Origin of the sequence: Arsenophonus apicola (assembly GCF_020268605.1) — a bacterium.
GTDB classification, from domain to species: domain Bacteria; phylum Pseudomonadota; class Gammaproteobacteria; order Enterobacterales; family Enterobacteriaceae; genus Arsenophonus; species Arsenophonus apicola.
Window position 1 is genome coordinate 1115672 of record NZ_CP084222.1, and the last position, 19050, is coordinate 1134721.

Consider the following 19050-nt stretch of genomic DNA (forward strand, 5'->3'; position numbering starts at 1 on the left):
GCATCAATGGTATTAAAATGTAAGGGATTTCTATTTGATTTGGATGGCACGCTGGTTGATTCTTTACCAAATGTTGAACATTGTTGGCGAGAATTTAGCCATCGGATCGGTGTTTCAGAAACAGATGTTTTACACTATATTCATGGCAAACCGGCAATTAATTCTATTCGTCATTTTATGCCAAATGCTACTGAAACTGAAATTGATGAAGTTTTCTATTGGCTAGAAAATTTGGAAGCAGCCAATACGTCAGGTATTGTGGCACTACCCGGTGCGATTGCTCTACTTGAACAACTAAATGCATTTGCTATTCCATGGGCAATAGTCACTTCTGGCACCATTCCGATTGCTTTTAATCGTAGTAAAGCCGCAGGCTTGCCGGAACCCAAACACTGGGTCACGATTGAACGGGTGGAACAAGGTAAACCGCAGCCAGATCCATTTTTGCTTGGTGCACAACTACTAAATTTACCGCCAGAAGCCTGTATCGCGGTTGAAGATGCGCAGGCCGGCATCTATTCGGCCTTAGATGCGGGGTGTCAGGTTATCGCTGTACATGCGCCGGTAGGTATGCCACGGCGAGAAGAAATTTCGCTAATTATCAAATCATTTACTGAATTAAATATTTCAAAACCAGATAACCAAGGTATTGTTACGGTGACTCAGCGATAAACGTATGTTAATTTCATAAAGTAGGCCGGCAAATTTGTACTATTTATGACAAATTTGCCCTATGAATAGACTTAATTTGAGGTCATTTTGAATAGCCAACTGGTATGGGTATTAATTTTACTGCTAATCGTGGTCACTCTTTTTATGACTAATAAGATCCGTATGGATGTGGTTGCATTATTAGTCATTGTGGCTTTAGTATTAAGTGGAACTCTAACGCTTAAACAAGCAACAATCGGCTTTAGTGATCCCAATGTGCTGCTAATTGCTGCACTTTTTGTTTTTAGCGAGGGATTAGTGCGCACAGGTATTGCTTACCAAGTTGGTGATTGGTTAGTCGGTGTAGCCGGTAATAATGAAAATAAGATGCTGATTTTTTTTAATGATAACAGTTGCAGGTTTAGGCGCATTTATGAGTTCCACCGGCATTGTTGCCATTTTTATTCCAGTTGTTCTTAATGTTGCTAAACAAATGAAAATTCCACCAGGACGCTTGATGATGCCATTAGGCTTTGCTGGACTTATCAGTGGGATGATGACGTTAGTAGCGACACCGCCAAATATGATAGTTAATAGTGAACTAGTCAGAGAAGGTTATACGGGATTCAAATTCTTTGCTATTACACCCATTGGGATTGCGGTACTGTTGCTGGCAATTATTTATATGTGGATGGTTCGTCATTGGTTAGGTAACCGTGAAATTACAGTGGGTAAGGATCCTCAGCGGCGAACATTTCACGACTTTATTCGTGATTATAAGCTAACCGGTCGTGCTCGTTGTTTGGCCATTTGCCCGGGTTCCCCCTTAATAGGTTACTCTCTTGATGAATTACATTTGCGTTCACGTTATGGTGCCAATGTTATTGGTATTGAACGTTGGCATCGTTTTCGTCGACTTATGCTAAGTGTAACGGCCACAACGGAGTTACATGAACGTGATGTGTTATTAGTCGATATGGCTGATAGTGAAGTTGATCTCAATGAATTTTGTCATCAACAAAAATTGACACCAATGATTTTGCGCGGTGAATATTTTTCTGCTCGCTCGCGTGAAGTTGGAATGGCGGAGTTTTCCTTAGCGCCGCAATCTGAGTTATTAGGCAGTACATTGCGAGAAATTAAATTTCGCACGCGTTATGGTCTTAATGTTGTTGGCATATATCGGGAAGGAAAAACTATCGATGATAAATTAATTGATCAGCCAATGCGTTTAGGTGATATTTTACTGATCGTGGGTGACTGGAAATTAATTCGCTTATTGTCAACTGATAGACATAATTTTATTGTATTAAATTTGGCCGCTGAGGTAGAGGCGGTGGCGCCTGCTGCATCGCAAGCGCCACATGCGATCTTTTGTTTAGCATTAATGGTTACTATGATGGCAATAGATGAGATCCCTAATTTTATTGCTGTACTTATCGCCTGTCTTTTGATGGGAAAATTTCGCTGTATTGATATGGAAAGTGCTTATCGAGCCATACATTGGCCGAGTATTATGTTGATTGTTGGATTAAATAAAAGTAATTATATTTCAGAGTGTTATAAGTGAAGTATCACTATAATTCACTATTTATTCACTATAAATTTTTAAATTTCAATCCAATTATTCTGCCTATCATCCTGATATTTAGCTGTCATTTCTGCTGATTTATGGCCTAACAATTTACGAGCAAATTCACTTCCATTTTTTTCTGTATACAATCTGGCAGACAAACTTCGGATTTCATGAAATGATGGAGGTGTACCTTCCCATGTTAGATTTGTTTTATCCCTAAGTTTTGCAAATCCTTTTGATATTTTTTCTATTGAAACTTTTTTGCCCGTATCATTAATAATATATTCTGAATCGTGTTCGTTAATTTTTATTATATCTGATAACCTGATATTTATTATTTCAATATTTAAAGGAATTGTTATTTTAGTCTCGGTTTTTTGTTGAATGACCCATAACTTGTTATCATGAATATCTTCATACCTCATTTTTGAAATATCAGATATCCTCTGACCAGTAACTAAAGCCAGTTTCATTGCATGAGTTAACCAATGATTACCATCGTTATTCAAGTTCAAAATAGTTTTAAAATCATTGAGAGATAATCTTACTCTTTGAATTTTAGCTTTTGGGGTTTTTGTTAGCTCAGCAGGGTTCAATTGTACTAAACCACTAGCTAATGCTTCTTTAAAGCAATCAATTATTGATCCTCTCAATAATTTTGCAGTTGTAGTTTTTCCTTCATTAATAAAAGGATGGAGAAAATCTGCAATATTTTTTGTAGTTATGTTTTGTACCGGTGTATCTAGAAATCCTTTTCTGATTATTCTTATTCTTTGCCTATATTCTTTTAATGTTGTTTCCCTCAATCCTCTTGTTTTCAATATTTCTTCATATCTATCTAAAAACTCATGAAAATAGACAGTTCCCTGCCCGTCGATCCTTTCTGTTAGTGGCTTTACTTTCTCTGCTTTCATCAATAACTGATTTGCACTAATAGCCTCGTTAATTGCATAGGCTTTGTTTCTACCCAAACCGTATTCCTTACGTGTACGTGGGTCCCTATAGGAATAATACCCGTTTCTTTTGTATAGGTTAGGGGGCAAATCCCGATTTTTTGTTTTTCTGATTCTGGTCATGGCCTATCCTTTGCAGCAACATACTTTTTTGACTAACTTCGTTAATGCTGTTAACTTTGATTGCACTCTCTTCAACTAAATATTCTCTTCCATCCTTGATGGGGGGAGGTTGAATTAGCCCATTTCTAACCCAACCCCTGACTGTGTCCATTCTTCTTGGTCTATCCCTCCTTGCATTCCATTCCGCTAAAGTAATCATGTTTATTTATCCTCATTCAAAAACAGATAGCCTAAGCACACATTGTTATGTGTTGAAATATGATCAGTTATGAATTATCTGTGGTAAGATTATTGCTGTTGTGTTCGTAACCACATCATTTCCCTAATATTGCCAGCCTTGCGTTGGTCTTTTTTTGAGTGATTCAGAAATACCAAATAGTGGTCAATCTCTAGTGAGTACGTTGGCTATTAGCAAATAACGATTTCAGATTGATACCGTATACCTGTAGCCATGATTCAGCAGGCCATGACTTAACCTGACCATAACGAATATCAGGCACTTCGGTTGCTTCCATCTGGTTCTCACGGCACCATCTGCGAAGTGGGGCAAATTTGTATTCTTTCCCTGTGGCATTCTTTACAGCTGTGATGGTGGCATGTTTAACACTTTCTCCCAATCGTTCTGTCAGTTCCCGATTTTTACGGGTAGCAACGCTGAGTTTACCCATTGCAGAAGCTTCACGAGTGCGGCTGATTTGTGATTTTGTTCTAATAGCTTCATCACGCTCACTGCTTATTTTTTCCACTTGCTCGGTATAGCTAATCAGCATTTTTCGTAATTGTGCAGGATTATCTAACCAGTCTGTTGTTGGGGTGACAGGAGCTAATCTTCCTGTTTTGTAATCCAGGAAGGTTTGATTAACCATCAATCTGAATTTTGGCGAAATCCAGCCAGCATACTCAATGGCTAACAGCTCATGAGCAAAAGTGCCTGGATTTATGCCGCCTTTTTGAACTTTGATTACTTCTTGACCTAAGGCGGAATTCTGCCTTAGCTCTTCAATTAACTCTTTGGCTTGTTTTGTCTCAAGCCATGTTTTAGGGCGTTTAGCATCTTGCCGCCACTGGCTTTATGTAACGCATTTAGGTTGAAACGACCATCTGAGTCTGTCGTGATTTCTACGCCAGCAATGATAGGGTAATGTTCATTTGTTAAATTTCGCATATAGTTATCCTTCAATATTAAAATTGATGAACGGGTATTAATTAAGTGGAATAGATTAGGGTGGGTAATGATTTCTTGTTTTGCAACTACTTCTTCATAGTATCGATAAATACTCCCAAAATGATCATAAGTGCTGGCACCAGCATGACACCAATAACCAGTAGCTCTTGTCCGCCTAAATGAATATTGCCTAATTCACCACGTTTAAACCTGATTTGCGGGTCAATGACGGCATCGGCGTGCGCGAGATGTCCAACAATGAGTTCAAAGGCAAACGCTGCACCGATAAACAAAAATGTTGTGATTAGTAATTTAATGATGTTAAGTTTCATGATTGAACCTTTTAACATTGGATTATTTCTTAATGCAAATTGCTTTTGCGTTGATATCCTTGAAAGTTTCAAATTCACGCTCAAACTGTTTAGCGGCGAATTGGCACATATTCTCAGTGTCAAATTCCTGAGTATGAACACTTGCAAAGTCATTTGACGCGTAAGGGCTGGCGTACATGGATAGGATTAAAACCCACATGGTAGGAACTCCTTGTCTAAAAAAGATTAAACTCATTATTTACTGGCGTATGAGTTGGTCTACGCTCGTCTCTATCTTTTATAGTGCGCAACAAGTTTTTAACTGCTTGTGCGGGTTTGTTTTCAACTTTTCTAAAAGCGTTTGTCCAGTGTTTGCTACAAATGGCATACGGATATCAAAGCTGTAACTTTCATCGCCATTTTTCTTCGTTCTTAGAACTTTTGCAAAACAAGTCCTACTTTTTTTGCCATGGAATTCTGGCGCAACCAGGTTATTGTTGTGGACAACCGAGGTTACTCGCTGAATTCCAATGCATCCCATCATGGCATTGACCATATTTTGACCGAAAGGGTTTACCGTGCCGTCATTTTTCTTACAACAAATACTTAGATAGTTAACTTTTCTGCCATCCTCCGATTCACCTGAGAATTCAATAAACTCAGCGCCTTTATCACTTTTGCTTAATTTTGCCTCTGCAATTGTGATCACATACGCGCCTGATTCATTAATGAACCCCCCTTGATAGGTTAATAAGGCTGACTCCTCGCTGTAGGTAAAGATAATGTTGTGGTTCATGCTGTTTTCTCCGTTATGTTAGTTTTTTTTAAGCTGTAATAGTCACAAATCGCTGTATCAACTGCGTTTATGTCGTTTTCAATTTCGGGTGTTTCAAACATTCCCATTGGGGATTTGACGGTATCATAACCGCTGTTTTGTGTTGAAAATAAGTATTGACCATCCTTAACTATCGTTTTCAGTACAATAGTAAACATGCCCTCAACGGTTATTTTTTCATCAAGCATTTTGCCAATTGTTTTCATCTTGACTTTACCTAATGGTGTTTCTTCGGTATGCGAGAGAAAATATATCCTTAGATCATCTGATGATGATTTTACTGCCGCATTGATCACATTCCATGTGTGAGCGCCTATTTCTGTGAATTTATCGAAAGATTTTTCATCTGATCTGCGCATGAATTCATTTGCCATCAGATATTGAAAATCATCAATAACAACTATCTTTTTTTCGTAACTTGAGGCTTTTTCGATAGCTTTCATGATGTATTGCCAACAGTCACTGACAAATATTGAGGTTGTGGCATCTTTTTGATCCCAATTTCGCCATTGAGTTGATTTAAACGGCAAAGGTTTTTTTAACGTTTGGATTAATAAAGTTTCTTCAGGGCTTAGATGTCTAAGGCTAGCGGATTTTCCTGTCCCTGACTCACCCAGTATTAGTGTTGCGGTCGCCATATCTAATCACCTCTTATTTTTCCACCTAACGGTCCATCTCTTAGTTCTTGATCAATGAAAGGATTGTATTCTTTATTTTGAACATATATAGGATTGTAAGTATTTGGCGAGGATTGAATTATTAGTTTTTCAATCTCTTTTGCTTCTTTGTCATACATTTCCATTGCTTGACGCTTTTCTTTCATCGATGGCGACAATGGTTCTTTTCCTTGCCTGGTTGCCTCCATCTGTTGTATTGCATAGGCAATAGCGTCTTCTTTTGATTGGCATCTCCTTTTATCCGTTAGCCTCGGCATTTTCATGTAAAATCTCCTCGAAAATCCTGCCAGCTAACAGGAACATTTTGTTGCCCCAGTACCTCACGTTGATGTTCATATTTGTAATGTTCCTTAAGCTCATTGCTTTTTCTTTGCTCCTTGAGCAACTGAGTTAATTCAAATAAAGTCATGAGTTATTCCTATCTTGCTAACAATAAAACGAGGCTTGCCAACGCAATGATTAGCACGGTGGGGATAATTTTTAAGCTGTCTTTTCTGGCGAAGCTGTCGCTATTTAAGACGTAGCGAAGCTCCTGCTGTTTAAGCTGGTTCATTTTTTTGGCTCCTGGTTATTTAACGATTGAACAGGAAAAGGTAATCAGTGTTTAAGGTAAATACCGTTAATAGACTTGTCATGAGTATGTGAACCATTCCACGTCAGTTTCATGGGTAGCTTGTAATCCAGATACAAATCATAGAGACGTTGCGCCCCTTTTTTGAGCAATACAGGCTGATAACTGATGAATGGGTTAGCACCGTGTAGGCTTATTTCGCTTTGTTTTTCAGTTAAATATTTATCCCGTGCATAAGAAGCAACACGCCAGCGTATGCCGGATTTACTTTCGTTGTAGAGCCATTTACGCTCTGCCAGAAAATGATTTATCTGCTGACTGTTTACGCCATTAAGCATTTTGCTAAATTGGGTAGGGGTCATACCTTCCTTAAAGAGATTTTTAAGACAATCGTTTTCGGTTGAGAGACTTTTATTTTCCAGTAATAACTGTTCTTTCTCTTCTTCAGCACGAACAACCATGAGAGCGAGTTCTTTTTTTGTTGGTAGTAATGTTTGAATGTGAAGTTGAGGTTGTAAAACACGTCTTTCGCATTCAATAAAATACTGCCTTGCCTGTTTCCCTTTTTCATTGCGTTCAACCATGGATAGCTCTTTCGCCATATCGATGGCGATATAGTAGTCTTTCATCATACGTTGGCGAGATTTTGCACTACTCAAATTTGAGTAGCTCAAATTTTCAGCAATAATATAGTCAATGTTCTCTTCAAAACTATATTCTGCTATACGCCTATTTATCCAATCATTAAATCGCGTAGTAATTTCTAAAAACGCATGTAAATCACGGGCATTAACCGTTTGGATTAATTCACCACTGATGTTTTTTGTTTCGATGTTGATCAAATTTTGCATGCAGAGATTCCTCAAAGTTAATTGATGAATAAATATTGGTGTTTGTTAATGTGGTGCACGCTTCCGTTTGAAACGGAGACGTGCTAAGGAAAAAGCAAGTTATTCAGAAAGTTTTTTAATTAATTCATCTTTGTGAATAATCATGTAACCAGCACGACGACCAATTTCGAACAATGACTCTAGTGAGGCAACGTATTCGTTATCACGAATAACACGGGCACTATCTACTTTCCCATTGGGAAGTAAGGTGAGAAGAACTTTATTAGTGGCTCCAGTTACGGTAACAGCATTGTTTAATTGTGCTTCCATACGATTAAACTCAGCAATATAGGCTTCTTTGAACTGTGCTGCCTTTTTGCCTGTAAATCCCATAACCAAGAATACGAAGCCGTCTTTGGTCATTTCGTACATTGGTCGAGATTTCTTTTGTTCATCTAAATATTCAGCCGCCTCAAAATTGAGGGCGCTAAATTTTTCTGAGCAATCAAGGTTATCAATAGAGCGTAAAACATTATCATGGCGCTTGCCGAAATAATCAGCAACGTCTTTAGAAGTGGTTACAGCTTTGTTATTGTTGATAGTAACTTTAGGAGTGATGGTAGATAATTGAAGGGTCATAATGACCTCCTGATAGTGACTTAAGTTTATCACCACTTTGAGGTTCCAAGCTCTATATTGGTGGTGAACTGAATAGGGTTGGAACTACCGGAGTCACCGCCGGCCAACCTTTCGGTTGCCCCATCCAGCCCACCATTGAATATGGCTAGATTACGACAATAAAAAACACGCTCGCGGCGTGTACTGTCGCGATGACTCTAACGGTGTTCCAATCCCGACACCTGATTTATCAGATGCGGTTAAACTATAGCGCATGATTTGTTCTTTCGTCAATGGTTATTGTTAGGTTATACTTACCAAAAAGGAGGATTACCTATGGGTCAGGTTGCATTTGATACACTAAAATTTGTTGAAACGCTTGAAAGCGCTGGATTACCAACAGAACAGGCGAAAGCGATTTCTATTGCTGTGCGTGAGTCACACGAAGCGGTTGATGTAGCAACAAAGAGAGATTTAGATGATGTCCGCAAAGATTTAAGCGCGCAAATATCTGATGTTCGTAAAGACATGGAAATAGTCCGCAAAGACCTACAGCTAGAGATGTCAGGCATTCGTGCTGAACAAAAATTAATACGCTGGATGTTGGGGGCGGGTATTTTAGGTATCCTTTCTCTTGTGGTAAAAGCCTTTTTGATGCCTGCCTTATGATTGTCAGTGAACTGTTAGCTGAATGGTAAAGCAGTAAATGAAGTTTACTTATTGCAGGTTCAAATCCTGCACAGCCCGCCAATTTCACGGTATATCTTCATCAGTCTCCGGTTCTCTTTCTTAAGACGATCATTTTCATTTGTTAAGCACTGTATGATTGTCTTAAAAGAGCGTACTTCTCTGTCATCATCATCACTAATATCAATACTGCTTAAGTATATTGAATCGCTCAAATGGCGACTGCCATTAGTCACCCCAACCAGATTACCCATATTAGGGTGTTTTGCCGTTACAATGCGTGGATTGTCCAATTTCATCGTGTTTAATCCTTCTTATTGTGCCGTTTGGTTTAACCAGTCAGGGCGCTCACCTTTTCCCAGGTAAAAATCCAGCATATCAAGTAAGCGAGGGTAGAACTCAAGCGCTTTTCTGCCATCCATATTTGCGATGTCTTCTTTGCTAAATTGTCGCCACTTTTCTACCGAATGATGTTGACATCCTGCACGAAGATTTTCTCCATTTGTAATCATTATTGGATAGGGTTCACCCATAATAACGAATGTATCATGGGGTAAGTCAGCTCCACATAGGTTTGCTCCATGTAGGTTGGCTTCACGGAGGTCGGCTTCATGTAGATTGGCTCCATGTAGGTTGGCTTCATATAGGTCTGCTCCACGTAGATTAGCTCCCCATAGGTCTGCTCCCTGTAGGTCTGCTCTAATTAAGTTGGCACCACTTAGATTGGCTTTACGACCATTCTTGCCCATCGAATCTACCCAAAACTTATGCTCATCAAGAATTTTTCTTAATTCATCGTTATTCATTTAATTACCTTCAGGTGAAAAAAAAGACCTAATTAGGTCTTATGCATGAGTTAGGACGTGTGCCCAAGTGCCTCTTGGTGTCCGATTACAGTCATCACGGACGGGTAAACGCAATCAAACTATATTTAGCTATTTGAAAGATAATTTATAGTCTTGACTGTCCCACGAGCGCATAGCCGCATTCACACATCCCAAAACTAACTTGATGCCTGTCTTTTAACCACTTCAGGCTCGGTGGCATCGTTTATTGAGGCTATTGATGCGCTAACTGGTTGCCACCCAGAAACTCAGTGATGCTTATTAGCCATCTTTCCCTCACTACGCCGCAGTAGGAACCAGACCTATTTTGTTTATTAAACAACGTCGTCTTTCACGCGCTACACTCTCGTAGTAGCCAACGCTCGATGCCATCGAGACCTCTTTTTGGGTATCCCTAGGATCCCTCATCACTAACCGGTGTCTGATTGGTCGTCAGACAGAAGTACCGGCACGTCTTCTTCTTCATAACCCTAACCAGCGCGTGTGCAGTTCGACCTGCTTCTGGCTCCCAAAGAGACTCGGGGCTACTTCATGACAGTAGCTTGCAAGTTGCCCATCACTTAATTCACCATAACGATATCTCCATATTTTATTTTAATTTACTTCATCAATTTTTTGTTATCTACAAGGATTAAATTAAACGCTCATGGGTAAAACAATAATGAATGTATTTTCGTTTAACTCGACAATTGCGGCACTGTCATTACCGTTAGGTTTAATTTTTATTGATTTATATTTCGGGTTATAAATTTTTGCTACTTTTTCGATATCCGCAAGATAGCTGGCATTGAAGCCAATCTCTGAAACGGGCTTGCTTTCTTTAGGAATTACTCTGTTAATGTCAGGATATTTCCCTTCAATAACCTCACAGATTGCTGCACCAACGCGTAACCCGTCTTTATCAAGATAGGTCACAATTCCATATTGGGTATCAATCTGTGCCTTGTCAAAGCGAGTAAATTTTGCGCCTTTAATTGAAATTATCACGCTTTCATGTAGCGATTCAGTCTCATGCTCACCAATAAAAACTCGATAGCCGTCAGCAGCATACAGCTTTTTATCAGGGGCAAAACAAATGCCGTTTAGATAATATCTGACATCACATTTAGCCTGAAAAATCATTGCACTGAGAAGTGCTTTTTTACCGACCGTCAAAATCATTTTGATACCTTTAACAGTTAGCAGTGACTCCAAAGTTGGATTTAGGTTTACTGTTAAAACGTCTAGAAGTATACAAAGCTGCTATAGGCAAACAGCAGTTACTAAATGCGTCATAAACTTTAGTAGGACGAATTGATATTGCTTTTTCTACACGATTAATCACTTTTCTTTTTAGTGAAAGGATAGGGCGTTTAGTGTTTGTTGGTGTTTTTTGCTGAGAGGGTTTACTTCGATTTAAGGCTGCTTTCAGTGCCATATTAAGTGCTTTGTTATATTCATAAGCTACTTGCTTGGCTCTTCTACGCTCATTTCTACGACGACGAGCATTATCATAACCATGAAAGTTACACATATTACCTCCTGACAATAAGTTTTGGTGGTGTGTGCCGGAGGTATCCGGTTCATATTTACAGTCATCTTGGTAGTATCCTGGTGTTGGTTTCAACTTTATGGCTGTATTTTGGTTATTTCACACACCCCAAAACCGACTGTTTGGGTGTTTTGTGGTTACGCTTTTTCAGCGAAAGAGTGTTAAAGAGCGGTAGTATTCAACTGTCGTCACTTGCCTTCATGTTCATATGCCTCAGGCTGGCTACTTGGCAACGTCCGGCAAGGTTTCAGATAACTCATGGTATTGTCTGGCGTTTGCCTGTTGCAGTGAGTTGATAGGGTAAATTTATCTTAATGATAAAATAAAATCAAGCGAAATTGATAAATAATTTATCAATGCATGTGATAAAAATTTAACTATTTGAATAATATTGATAAATTATTTGCTTAAAAATTTACCATAAAAAACCAGCTATTTAGCTGGCGTTAGTTGTGATTGATTGGCGAATAAGTAGCTATCCTAGCCTAGAGTAATTTATATTCCATTTACCTATTGCAAACCCATTTATACTGAATTGTTCTTCGTTATTGCAGTTTATTTCCCATTTTTCATAGAGGCTGTTATCACTAATTACTAATAATTTATCCCCAGCCAATTGTAGTCGTTTTATATGCATATTTTCACCAAAAGTGAATGCATATATCCCATCTCCTATGTATTGTTTAATCGTTTTGTCAATAACTACAAGAGAACCAGGATCTATTGTACCCAACATGCTATCACCTACAGCTGTAATAATAGCTAATGATGTAGACGGTCTTTCTCCAAACATTTTTAAGGCATGATCCGGGTTTATTTCAACTGCCTTTATAATAACTGGATACTCACTATACACTCTACCACCTCCACAGCTATACTCTGTATCGTAATGGTTTATCCTGTATACATGATCAGTATAGTTTTTGGAGGAATTTTGCAAAATGCAACAATCATCTTTTTTAGATGGATTTAAAGTTTTGTTATGAATAACATCCATCCATCCTATAGGAAGGTTTAAGGATTTCTCAATACGACGGGCAATTTTATCGCCTATATTACGTATTGGATTATTACCGCTGATCTGACTAAGCTGCGCAGCAGGTATGCCTATTTTATCAGCCAACTGAGATTTCTTATTTTTTCCTGATACAGTGAAATCCTGAATCAAGGCATGCAAATTAGCACGTCTAATGTCTTTTGTTTCCATATCTACATATTGGCATCTTTAATCAATTTGATAAATGTACAAATTGGTAAATTAATCTTGTTATTTATTTATCATTAAGATAAAGTGATTGTGTTATAATCAACTTTAAAGGTAAATTGTATGACAAACGATTTACTCCGTTGGAGAAAAGAGTCTACCCAAGATGATTGGGTACGTCTTGCTCAACTAGCAGGGACAAGTGTCGGTTATTTAAATCTAGTAGCTTATGGATACCGCAGGGTATCTCCCAAAAAAGCTGAGCAAATCGAATTAGCAACTAAGTATTTTAATTACTTACCCGTAAAAAAAGAATTATTAGTTTTTACTACTTTAAAGACTAGCACAAATTAGCAACACCGCTCTTTAACAACCTGGCCTCCCTGAAATTGGGAGATTTATAAATTCCCAGCCCATCGGGAGGGAATACTATTATCTGAAACTTGTGGAATTAAGTGTAGAACATGATTGCTGCAAAGACTATCAAATTGTCAGGCAACTCTTAACTTAGTGAATCTTGTTCGTGATACCGCAAAGATTGAAGCATTGGGAAGTAAAGCAGCATTTTTATGTTTTACTGGCTTACTCTGACCATAACATTTACGGCGTACATCACGAATAATAGCTAATTGATAGTCACTTGCTGTTGGGTGAAATTCTTTAATGTGTTCGTAAGATTTATTCGGATTGAAACGTTTAGAACATACAGGGCATATAGCAGATGTTTTTTTCATAATATTTTTCCTTAACAAATTAGATGAATAAATAGTCCTGTTTGTAATGGAAAATGGGTTCTGCCACTTCGGTACATTGTCTCTTAAGAGATACGCCGTCCGCCCGTGCGTTAGAGTGCGCCGTTCACTTTTTTCAATCTCTGGCTGTTTGCCTTTGATAAATATTATATTGAACTATAAGTACAATAAACACAAGTACTAAAAGTACATTATTTTGGTAAAATTTTTTTAATGAATATTATCTTCTTGATTTATAGAGGATTATTTTTTTTCTTTTTTAACATTTCATTGAAAACAGAATCAAAATATTTTTTTTGTTTTCTCATTTCTTCAAGGAAATATAAAGCTTTTTCTTCTGGAAGATCATTAAATAATTCGATTAATTCAATATGTTCTGGAGTTAAAGTTTCTTGAAATGATTTTAGATTATTATCAAAGATGATATGTGAAGCAGGGTTTATTTTACCATGTTGCAACCAAATAGGATCACACTTTAAAAAATTAGCAAGAGCATAAATTTTATCTTGTCTTGGCAAAGACTCAGCATTGAACCATTTACTAACAGCCTTAGAAGTGACACCTATAGCTTTAACTATAGCTGCACCTCTACCGTGTTGGCTTAACCCAGCTTGTTCACAGGCTTGTGCTAGCCTCTGGGAAAATTCTTTACGCACTTTTTCACTCTGTACCATAGGTACAATATAAACCTCTTGCAAAAAACTATCAGTACGATAATATACGTACTGTAAGTACATAAGGAGAATGTCATATGAACAATCTATATGACCCAATTAAGAATATAGGTATATCTAAAGTTGCTAATGCATGCGGTGTTAGTGATAGAGCTGTTTATAAGTGGTTAAAAAATGGATTTTTACCTAAACAGAATTTTTTGGTAAAACGAATTATGCCCAAACGATACAAACAATATCCGATGGAAAATACAAAGCAGAAGATTTACTTAATTTGAGTAAGAAAAATCTTCTCTCAAATTGAATAACATATCTACATTTTACCGAACGATGCGGTATACCATCGGGCGACCGGATAGCATTCTGCTAAATGGCTGAAGCGGCAAAACCCACTTAATAACTCACAATCTCACTCTATCTATTATTTTTTCACAAACCTCATAGGAATATTGAGGTAGGGAATTTTATTACTTAAGGATTATAACCATGGAATATTCAAATACTATCAAAATCACTTGCAAACCAGAGCATCTAGAATCTTACTTCTACCAGAAGATGGCATCAGAAGGGGGTAATAACGGGTTTGCCAAATCACTAGGGATACACCCCTCAACAGCGAGTCGGGATAAAACCAGAATATTTAAATTAGCCTGTCAGGTCGTTTCAGAATACGGCTTGCCTAAGCATGTGGTGAGTGTGCCTAATTCATCGACGCAGGAAGTGGTCATAACAAATATCTCAGGTGAAGAGATACGCAAGCTGATAGATATGCTGGAACATTTGAGATTGCCAAAAAAAGAAGCTCCAGAGTTAAAAAACAATGGAGCCTGCAAACATCATATCCAACTTTAAGTTTGGGTTGCCTTTCAAGGAGAAGGGAAACGCCAGTTTTCCCTTTTTTCTTTCAATTTCAGCGAGGTCATTATGGCAAATAAACGCCGATTTATCAATAAAAACCATGAAGAAAAAGCCCATCCAGATAGTCCTGATGGGCTATTGGTTACTGCATCAAAAAATAAGCTTTTCGCACATCGGTTTGTAGCAGAATTCAGAAAGTCACAAGGAGTTAAAAATGGCTGCAACAGTCACCATTGAGAATTACAAAACTAGAGCTAAAAAGTTACTTCCTCAGCTACCGAAAGAAAATGGTTTTACTTTTATCCCCAACAGATTTCTTGATGATCTTCTGAAAGAGGATTTCTCAGTAGAGCAACTCAACGAAATTCTTAGCATTTTTAAACAGGAGGTTGTAAATGGGTAATTTAGCAATAGATAACGTCGTCCAATTAAGACCAGCTGATGGCATGGAGAAAAAAGTGGCAAAAATAGAAGACGGATACACAAAGCTTGCGAATGAGCTTTATGAAGCCTTTATTGGTGCTGATTTAACCAGAAATCAGGCTAAAGTTGCTCATGCCATTTGTCGTAAAACTTATGGTTTTAACAAAAAAATAGATCGAGTTTCAGATAATCAATTAAGCGAGTTAACTAAGCTGCCGAGACAAAAAGTCAATAAAGCTAAAAACGAACTTATCGCTATGAAAGTTATCGTTAAAGTTGGGATGATGATAGGTCCAAACAACAATCTTTCTGAGTGGGAAATTTTAGAATGTCACCAAAACAGTGACAAATTAAATAATGTCACCAAAACAGTGACAAAAAGTGTCACCAAAAGCGTGACAGGGTTGTCACCAAAACAGGGACACACAAAAGAAACTATTACAAAAGAAAATAAATATAATAATACACCCCTCACCCCTCACGAGGTGAAAGGGGAAGAATTGGCTAGACCTGAAAAGCGAAAACCCCAAACACTGAATTACAACGATTATCTGGTTGCCTACAACGAGGAAGTGGGTGACAGACTACCCCACGCTGTTGAAGCCAATCCCAAGCGTAAAACCCGTTTGAAGAAAATTGTTGGCTTACTGGCTAATCCAAACCTAGATGGCTGGCGAGCCTACGTGAGAGCATTCGTTGGCATGGCAAAGCCGTTTTACTTTGGTGAGAACAACACGGGCTGGACAGCGGATATTGATTACCTGCTGAGAGAAACCACGCTAACAGGCGTTCGTGAAGGGAAGTTTGCCGATAGGGGGTATTAACATGGTCAACTATCAACTTGAGGCAAGCGTGATAGGGGGTTTGCTGATTTCAGGTTTAACGCCAGACGCCAGTGATGTATTGTCTACGCTTGAGCCTAATGCTTTTTCCTCCCATTTCTGTCGTGAAATCTACAAAATAATTCAATGCCAGGCTAAAACCAGAAGCATGATTGATATGGTGATGGTGGCTGAACAGATGGGAAAGGGTAATTTTATTCAGGTTATGTCGATGGCTAAAGATTGCCCGAGTGCAGCCAATTTGAAAGGTTATGCAAAAATGGTTGCTGAGAATTATCAACGACGGGAATTTTTAGCGATGATAAATTCGGTCAAGGATGTTGTTGCTAATGGGTCTATCCAGTCAGCCACGCAGGCTATTGATGATTTTTTGTCGAAAGCGACAAAATTGCGAACTTCGAAAGAAGAAATCAAGCCTGTAAATTTGAAGGAACTTATTAGTGATTACACCGAGTTACTGGAAAATCGTCTACAAAACGGTGAACAGTCAAGCGCCTTAAAAACAGGTATAAGTGAGCTGGATGAGATAACGGGAGGTATTAATCCGGTGGATTTAGTGATTGTTGCTGCCAGACCGGGTATGGGGAAAACCGAATTTGCATTGAAGATTGCCAGAAGTGTTGCCAGTCAGGAAATCAGGGACATAAATCAGCGGCGTGGCGTGCTTATTTTTTCAATGGAAATGGATTCAGGCCAAATCATTGAAAGACAGATTGCCCAGGCGTCAAATCTCCCCGTTTCAATGTTGAGAAATCCCTCACGATTAGAGCAGGAACACTGGAATAAGATAACTGGTGCGATTGGTTTGTTGCATGATTTAGATGTATGGATAGTGGATGCAAGTAAACTTACTGTTGAGCAGATAGCCTCTGTTGCCACCAGACAAAAAAAAGAATATCCCCAACTGTCGTTAATCATGGTTGATTACCTCGGATTAATTGATAAACCGAGAGCTGAACGAAATGACCTTGCGATAGCGCATATTTCCGCGAATTTGAAACGGCTGGCAAAAACATTAAAAACGCCCGTAATCTCATTGAGCCAGTTATCAAGAGAGGTTGAAAAGCGGACAAACAAGCGCCCAGTTAACGCTGATTTACGGGATTCTGGCAACGTTGAGCAAGATGCAGACAGCATTATCATGCTGTATCGTGACGGGGTTTATAACGAAAATTCACTCTCAGCGAAGTATGCTGAAATTATTGTAACCAAAAATCGATTTGGCAAAACGGGTACGGTTTATCAGGAGTTTAAAAACGGTCATTTTATCGATACCAATCAACAGGAAGCAGGAGCAATCTCACAATCATCTCATCAACAAAGTTTAAGGCGCTACGCTCAAGGCGCAACGATTTAATCAGGACCCCCCCAATGAAATACCAAATTGAAGCAACCCTTGTTAAGGATGGCGGCGAGCCTGTGCATTGGTATCGCTTTAGCGACAAAGCACTATCAGAAAAAGATTGCCTGAAAATGTTATCCCAGCCGTCCATGTTCAAAATGCAATTTAGCGAGCTTGATTACTACTGGACTGCTGTCAATCTAAAAGCTGGAAAGCCAGCTCAAATCAAGTTGATAAATTTTATCTGTAAGGAGATTTAAAGTGATTGTGAAAACAAGCGAGCTTAAAGACTGTCCGTTTTGTGGAAGTAATGATTGCTTGATTTGCACAATGAATGGGACACCAACAGTGAGGTTTGCTGATGGTTATCAGGCTTTATGTCTGAAATGCGGAGTAAGAACGGCCTGGCATTCAAAAAGAAAAGAGGCGGTGAAAATTTGGAACAAGAGAGTTGATAATGAGTGAAATCATGATTTTGTTATTGGGTGGCTGCTGGCTATTTATGTTACTCGGTATCAGTGTGACTGCGGGAATCTTTCTCTATGAAGAAAACGTCGAATTTCTCATTGCAAAGTTTATATCGATGCTAGCTTTCGCCTGTTGTATGGTTTTGGGTGTTTATTTCATGTATCAGTATTTTTCTAATTTATAACATGGAGAAATATGGAAGAAAACTTACTCTTCCACGAATCAACTAAACAATCCGTCTGGCAAACTTTAAAAGCTGTTCTTGCAACAAACCAACCGCATCAACTTGTTATCAAGCCCTTCAAGCAGACTCGAAGCCTATCGCAAAATGCACTTTTTCATTTGTGGGCATCTGAGATAAGCAAATATCTGTGTGCAAATGACGCTAATTACACTCCAGAGCAGGTGAAAGAAATGTTGAAACATACATTCTTAGGTTATGAAGTTGTAGAGCGTATCGATGTGACCACACAGCAGCCAGAGCGCGTCAGAACGCTCAGGAGGACATCAAAACTTGATACGGGGGAAATGCATGTCTTTATGCAAAAAGTGGAATGTTGGGCGATTGGCATACGTTGTTTTGTGACGATACCGGAAAGTTCGGAGTATATGAAATTAAAACAGGCATAGGAAAATTAAATGGCACTAAAAAGGGATAAATACGATGCCGTGTTCTCTGAATTAGTTCGCGAAAGAACGAACTGGATATGTGATTATTGCGGACGACATTTTCAGCATGAACGCGCTAAGCTGCACTGCTCACACTTCAAATCAAGACGACATAAAGCCACCCGTTATCACCCCTTAAATAGTTTTTCGCACTGTCAAGGCTGTCATCGTAAATTAGGCGAAGACCCTTACGAGTTTACCGCGCATGCAGAAATTACCTACGGTGAGATGACCATTGCCAAAATAGCGATGCTAGCAAATACCCCTGTAAGGCTCAAGGTGGGTGAAATGGATGAAATCTACCGTCAAATGAAAAGTGAGCTAAAAAGAATGAAAACGATGCGACTTAAAGGTTTTTTAGGGCGCATTGAGTTTTTCTTGCCGGATTGGTATCAGGCCGGCATTACCTTTCGAATGGGCGAAGAAAAAGCCCACACACTTTAAA

At 38.7% G+C, this 19050-nt stretch carries 29 protein-coding genes, 1 tRNA gene and 5 pseudogenes; 16 read left to right on the plus strand and 19 right to left on the minus strand.

Annotated elements, in window-relative coordinates; translation table 11 throughout:
* Positions 1 to 6 precede the first annotated feature (6 nt).
* Positions 7 to 672 (plus strand): sugar phosphatase, encoded by a 666-nt coding sequence (locus tag LDL57_RS04920; RefSeq protein ID WP_180558600.1) that lies wholly within the window; start codon positions 7 to 9, stop codon positions 670 to 672.
* 87 nt (positions 673 to 759) lie between these two features.
* Positions 760 to 2185: pseudogene (locus LDL57_RS04925) on the plus strand (SLC13 family permease); the annotation flags it as partial.
* Between the two features lie 74 nt (positions 2186 to 2259).
* Here the strand turns inward: LDL57_RS04925 and LDL57_RS04930 are convergent.
* The 11 genes and pseudogenes from LDL57_RS04930 to LDL57_RS18110 all read right to left on the minus strand — a co-directional run bounded on the left by LDL57_RS04930 (position 2260) and on the right by LDL57_RS18110 (position 8331).
* A complete protein-coding gene (locus LDL57_RS04930; protein WP_180558599.1) occupies positions 2260 to 3303 on the minus strand; it encodes a site-specific integrase in 1044 nt (347 codons plus the stop codon).
* Positions 3260 to 3502 carry an excisionase gene (locus LDL57_RS04935; RefSeq protein ID WP_180558460.1) on the minus strand — a complete coding sequence of 81 codons (243 nt, stop codon included), beginning with the start codon at positions 3500 to 3502 and terminating at the stop codon, positions 3260 to 3262. The genes LDL57_RS04930 and LDL57_RS04935 overlap by 44 nt, the downstream gene beginning before the upstream one ends.
* A 610-nt stretch (positions 3503 to 4112) precedes the next feature.
* Positions 4113 to 4468 (minus strand): annotated as a pseudogene (locus LDL57_RS18105) (KilA-N domain-containing protein); the annotation flags it as partial.
* 86 nt (positions 4469 to 4554) lie between these two features.
* Positions 4555 to 4818 carry a hypothetical protein gene (locus LDL57_RS04950; RefSeq protein ID WP_225507180.1) on the minus strand — a complete coding sequence of 88 codons (264 nt, stop codon included), beginning with the start codon at positions 4816 to 4818 and terminating at the stop codon, positions 4555 to 4557.
* A 197-nt stretch (positions 4819 to 5015) separates the two neighbouring features.
* A pseudogene (locus LDL57_RS04955) lies at positions 5016 to 5575 on the minus strand (DUF669 domain-containing protein).
* On the minus strand, positions 5572 to 6252 hold the full coding sequence (locus LDL57_RS04960) for a DEAD/DEAH box helicase family protein (protein WP_225507184.1): 681 nt from the start codon (positions 6250 to 6252) through the stop codon (positions 5572 to 5574). Before LDL57_RS04960 ends, LDL57_RS04955 begins: the two are co-directional and overlap by 4 nt.
* Positions 6253 to 6254: 2 nt before the next feature.
* Positions 6255 to 6554: a hypothetical protein gene (locus LDL57_RS04965; RefSeq protein ID WP_225505806.1), complete on the minus strand. Its 300-nt coding sequence runs from the start codon at positions 6552 to 6554 to the stop codon at positions 6255 to 6257.
* On the minus strand, positions 6551 to 6700 hold the full coding sequence (locus tag LDL57_RS04970; RefSeq protein WP_225507186.1) for a hypothetical protein: 150 nt from the start codon (positions 6698 to 6700) through the stop codon (positions 6551 to 6553). Before LDL57_RS04970 ends, LDL57_RS04965 begins: the two co-directional genes overlap by 4 nt.
* Positions 6701 to 6709: 9 nt before the next feature.
* Positions 6710 to 6844: a hypothetical protein gene (locus tag LDL57_RS17715; RefSeq protein WP_255653916.1), complete on the minus strand. Its 135-nt coding sequence runs from the start codon at positions 6842 to 6844 to the stop codon at positions 6710 to 6712.
* 44 nt (positions 6845 to 6888) lie between these two features.
* The gene (locus LDL57_RS04975) at positions 6889 to 7713 is read right to left on the minus strand and encodes an antA/AntB antirepressor family protein (RefSeq protein ID WP_225507188.1); all 825 of its coding nucleotides are present in this window, start codon (positions 7711 to 7713) and stop codon (positions 6889 to 6891) included.
* A gap of 99 nt (positions 7714 to 7812) precedes the next feature.
* The gene (locus LDL57_RS18110) at positions 7813 to 8331 is read right to left on the minus strand and encodes a Rha family transcriptional regulator (RefSeq protein ID WP_375141951.1); all 519 of its coding nucleotides are present in this window, start codon (positions 8329 to 8331) and stop codon (positions 7813 to 7815) included.
* A gap of 315 nt (positions 8332 to 8646) precedes the next feature.
* Here LDL57_RS18110 and LDL57_RS04985 point away from each other — a divergent pair, with 315 nt between their 5' ends.
* Complete coding sequence (locus LDL57_RS04985; RefSeq protein ID WP_180558297.1) at positions 8647 to 8979, plus strand: CCDC90 family protein; 333 nt, start codon at positions 8647 to 8649, stop codon at positions 8977 to 8979.
* Positions 8980 to 8985: 6 nt separating this feature from the next.
* Positions 8986 to 9060 (plus strand) — tRNA-OTHER (locus LDL57_RS04990).
* Here the strand turns inward: LDL57_RS04990 and LDL57_RS04995 are convergent.
* The 5 genes from LDL57_RS04995 to LDL57_RS05015 all read right to left on the minus strand — a co-directional run bounded on the left by LDL57_RS04995 (position 9039) and on the right by LDL57_RS05015 (position 12580).
* Entirely contained in the window at positions 9039 to 9296 is a 258-nt protein-coding gene (locus LDL57_RS04995; protein ID WP_225507190.1) for a hypothetical protein, read from the minus strand. The two genes, LDL57_RS04990 and LDL57_RS04995, sit on opposite strands and share 22 nt — an antisense overlap.
* Positions 9297 to 9311: 15 nt before the next feature.
* Entirely contained in the window at positions 9312 to 9803 is a 492-nt protein-coding gene (locus tag LDL57_RS05000) for a pentapeptide repeat-containing protein (protein WP_225507192.1), read from the minus strand.
* 675 nt (positions 9804 to 10478) lie between these two features.
* Positions 10479 to 11003 carry a beta clamp domain-containing protein gene (locus tag LDL57_RS05005; RefSeq protein ID WP_225507194.1) on the minus strand — a complete coding sequence of 175 codons (525 nt, stop codon included), beginning with the start codon at positions 11001 to 11003 and terminating at the stop codon, positions 10479 to 10481.
* Positions 11004 to 11013: 10 nt separating this feature from the next.
* Positions 11014 to 11355: a hypothetical protein gene (locus tag LDL57_RS05010; protein ID WP_225507196.1), complete on the minus strand. Its 342-nt coding sequence runs from the start codon at positions 11353 to 11355 to the stop codon at positions 11014 to 11016.
* A 493-nt stretch (positions 11356 to 11848) separates the two neighbouring features.
* Positions 11849 to 12580, minus strand: coding sequence for an XRE family transcriptional regulator (locus LDL57_RS05015; RefSeq protein WP_180559270.1), 732 nt, complete (start codon positions 12578 to 12580; stop codon positions 11849 to 11851).
* A 120-nt stretch (positions 12581 to 12700) separates the two neighbouring features.
* Here LDL57_RS05015 and LDL57_RS05020 point away from each other — a divergent pair, with 120 nt between their 5' ends.
* Positions 12701 to 12931 carry a helix-turn-helix domain-containing protein gene (locus tag LDL57_RS05020; protein ID WP_180559271.1) on the plus strand — a complete coding sequence of 77 codons (231 nt, stop codon included), beginning with the start codon at positions 12701 to 12703 and terminating at the stop codon, positions 12929 to 12931.
* Positions 12932 to 13068: 137 nt separating this feature from the next.
* Here the strand turns inward: LDL57_RS05020 and LDL57_RS05025 are convergent, their stop codons facing one another.
* From LDL57_RS05025 to LDL57_RS05030, 3 genes and pseudogenes are all read right to left on the minus strand, one after another.
* Positions 13069 to 13311 carry a hypothetical protein gene (locus LDL57_RS05025; protein WP_180559272.1) on the minus strand — a complete coding sequence of 81 codons (243 nt, stop codon included), beginning with the start codon at positions 13309 to 13311 and terminating at the stop codon, positions 13069 to 13071.
* A gap of 251 nt (positions 13312 to 13562) precedes the next feature.
* Entirely contained in the window at positions 13563 to 13787 is a 225-nt protein-coding gene (locus tag LDL57_RS18345; RefSeq protein WP_510516326.1) for a hypothetical protein, read from the minus strand.
* Positions 13776 to 14003 (minus strand): annotated as a pseudogene (locus LDL57_RS05030) (helix-turn-helix domain-containing protein); the annotation flags it as partial. The pseudogene LDL57_RS05030 and the gene LDL57_RS18345, both read right to left, overlap by 12 nt.
* A 77-nt stretch (positions 14004 to 14080) precedes the next feature.
* Between LDL57_RS05030 and LDL57_RS05035 the strand changes: the two are divergent.
* The 11 genes and pseudogenes from LDL57_RS05035 to LDL57_RS05085 all read left to right on the plus strand — a co-directional run bounded on the left by LDL57_RS05035 (position 14081) and on the right by LDL57_RS05085 (position 19049).
* Positions 14081 to 14307 (plus strand): annotated as a pseudogene (locus LDL57_RS05035) (helix-turn-helix domain-containing protein).
* Positions 14308 to 14558: 251 nt separating this feature from the next.
* Entirely contained in the window at positions 14559 to 14855 is a 297-nt protein-coding gene (locus LDL57_RS05040) for a hypothetical protein (protein WP_225505432.1), read from the plus strand.
* A 72-nt stretch (positions 14856 to 14927) separates the two neighbouring features.
* Positions 14928 to 15098: a hypothetical protein gene (locus tag LDL57_RS05045; protein WP_180559276.1), complete on the plus strand. Its 171-nt coding sequence runs from the start codon at positions 14928 to 14930 to the stop codon at positions 15096 to 15098.
* Positions 15076 to 15264: a hypothetical protein gene (locus LDL57_RS05050; RefSeq protein WP_180559277.1), complete on the plus strand. Its 189-nt coding sequence runs from the start codon at positions 15076 to 15078 to the stop codon at positions 15262 to 15264. The genes LDL57_RS05045 and LDL57_RS05050 overlap by 23 nt, the downstream gene beginning before the upstream one ends.
* The gene (locus LDL57_RS05055; RefSeq protein ID WP_225507198.1) at positions 15257 to 16108 is read left to right on the plus strand and encodes a replication protein; all 852 of its coding nucleotides are present in this window, start codon (positions 15257 to 15259) and stop codon (positions 16106 to 16108) included. Before LDL57_RS05050 ends, LDL57_RS05055 begins: the two co-directional genes overlap by 8 nt.
* Before the next feature lies 1 nt (position 16109).
* On the plus strand, positions 16110 to 17483 hold the full coding sequence (locus LDL57_RS05060; RefSeq protein WP_225507200.1) for a replicative DNA helicase: 1374 nt from the start codon (positions 16110 to 16112) through the stop codon (positions 17481 to 17483).
* A gap of 14 nt (positions 17484 to 17497) precedes the next feature.
* Positions 17498 to 17728: a DUF1187 family protein gene (locus LDL57_RS05065; RefSeq protein WP_225507202.1), complete on the plus strand. Its 231-nt coding sequence runs from the start codon at positions 17498 to 17500 to the stop codon at positions 17726 to 17728.
* 7 nt (positions 17729 to 17735) lie between these two features.
* Entirely contained in the window at positions 17736 to 17933 is a 198-nt protein-coding gene (locus LDL57_RS18115) for a Lar family restriction alleviation protein (protein WP_225507477.1), read from the plus strand.
* On the plus strand, positions 17926 to 18120 hold the full coding sequence (locus LDL57_RS05075) for a hypothetical protein (protein WP_180560166.1): 195 nt from the start codon (positions 17926 to 17928) through the stop codon (positions 18118 to 18120). The genes LDL57_RS18115 and LDL57_RS05075 overlap by 8 nt, the downstream gene beginning before the upstream one ends.
* Before the next feature lie 11 nt (positions 18121 to 18131).
* Positions 18132 to 18566: a recombination protein NinB gene (locus LDL57_RS05080; RefSeq protein WP_225507203.1), complete on the plus strand. Its 435-nt coding sequence runs from the start codon at positions 18132 to 18134 to the stop codon at positions 18564 to 18566.
* Between the two features lie 9 nt (positions 18567 to 18575).
* Positions 18576 to 19049 (plus strand): hypothetical protein, encoded by a 474-nt coding sequence (locus tag LDL57_RS05085; protein ID WP_180560106.1) that lies wholly within the window; start codon positions 18576 to 18578, stop codon positions 19047 to 19049.
* Position 19050: the final 1 nt, after the last annotated feature.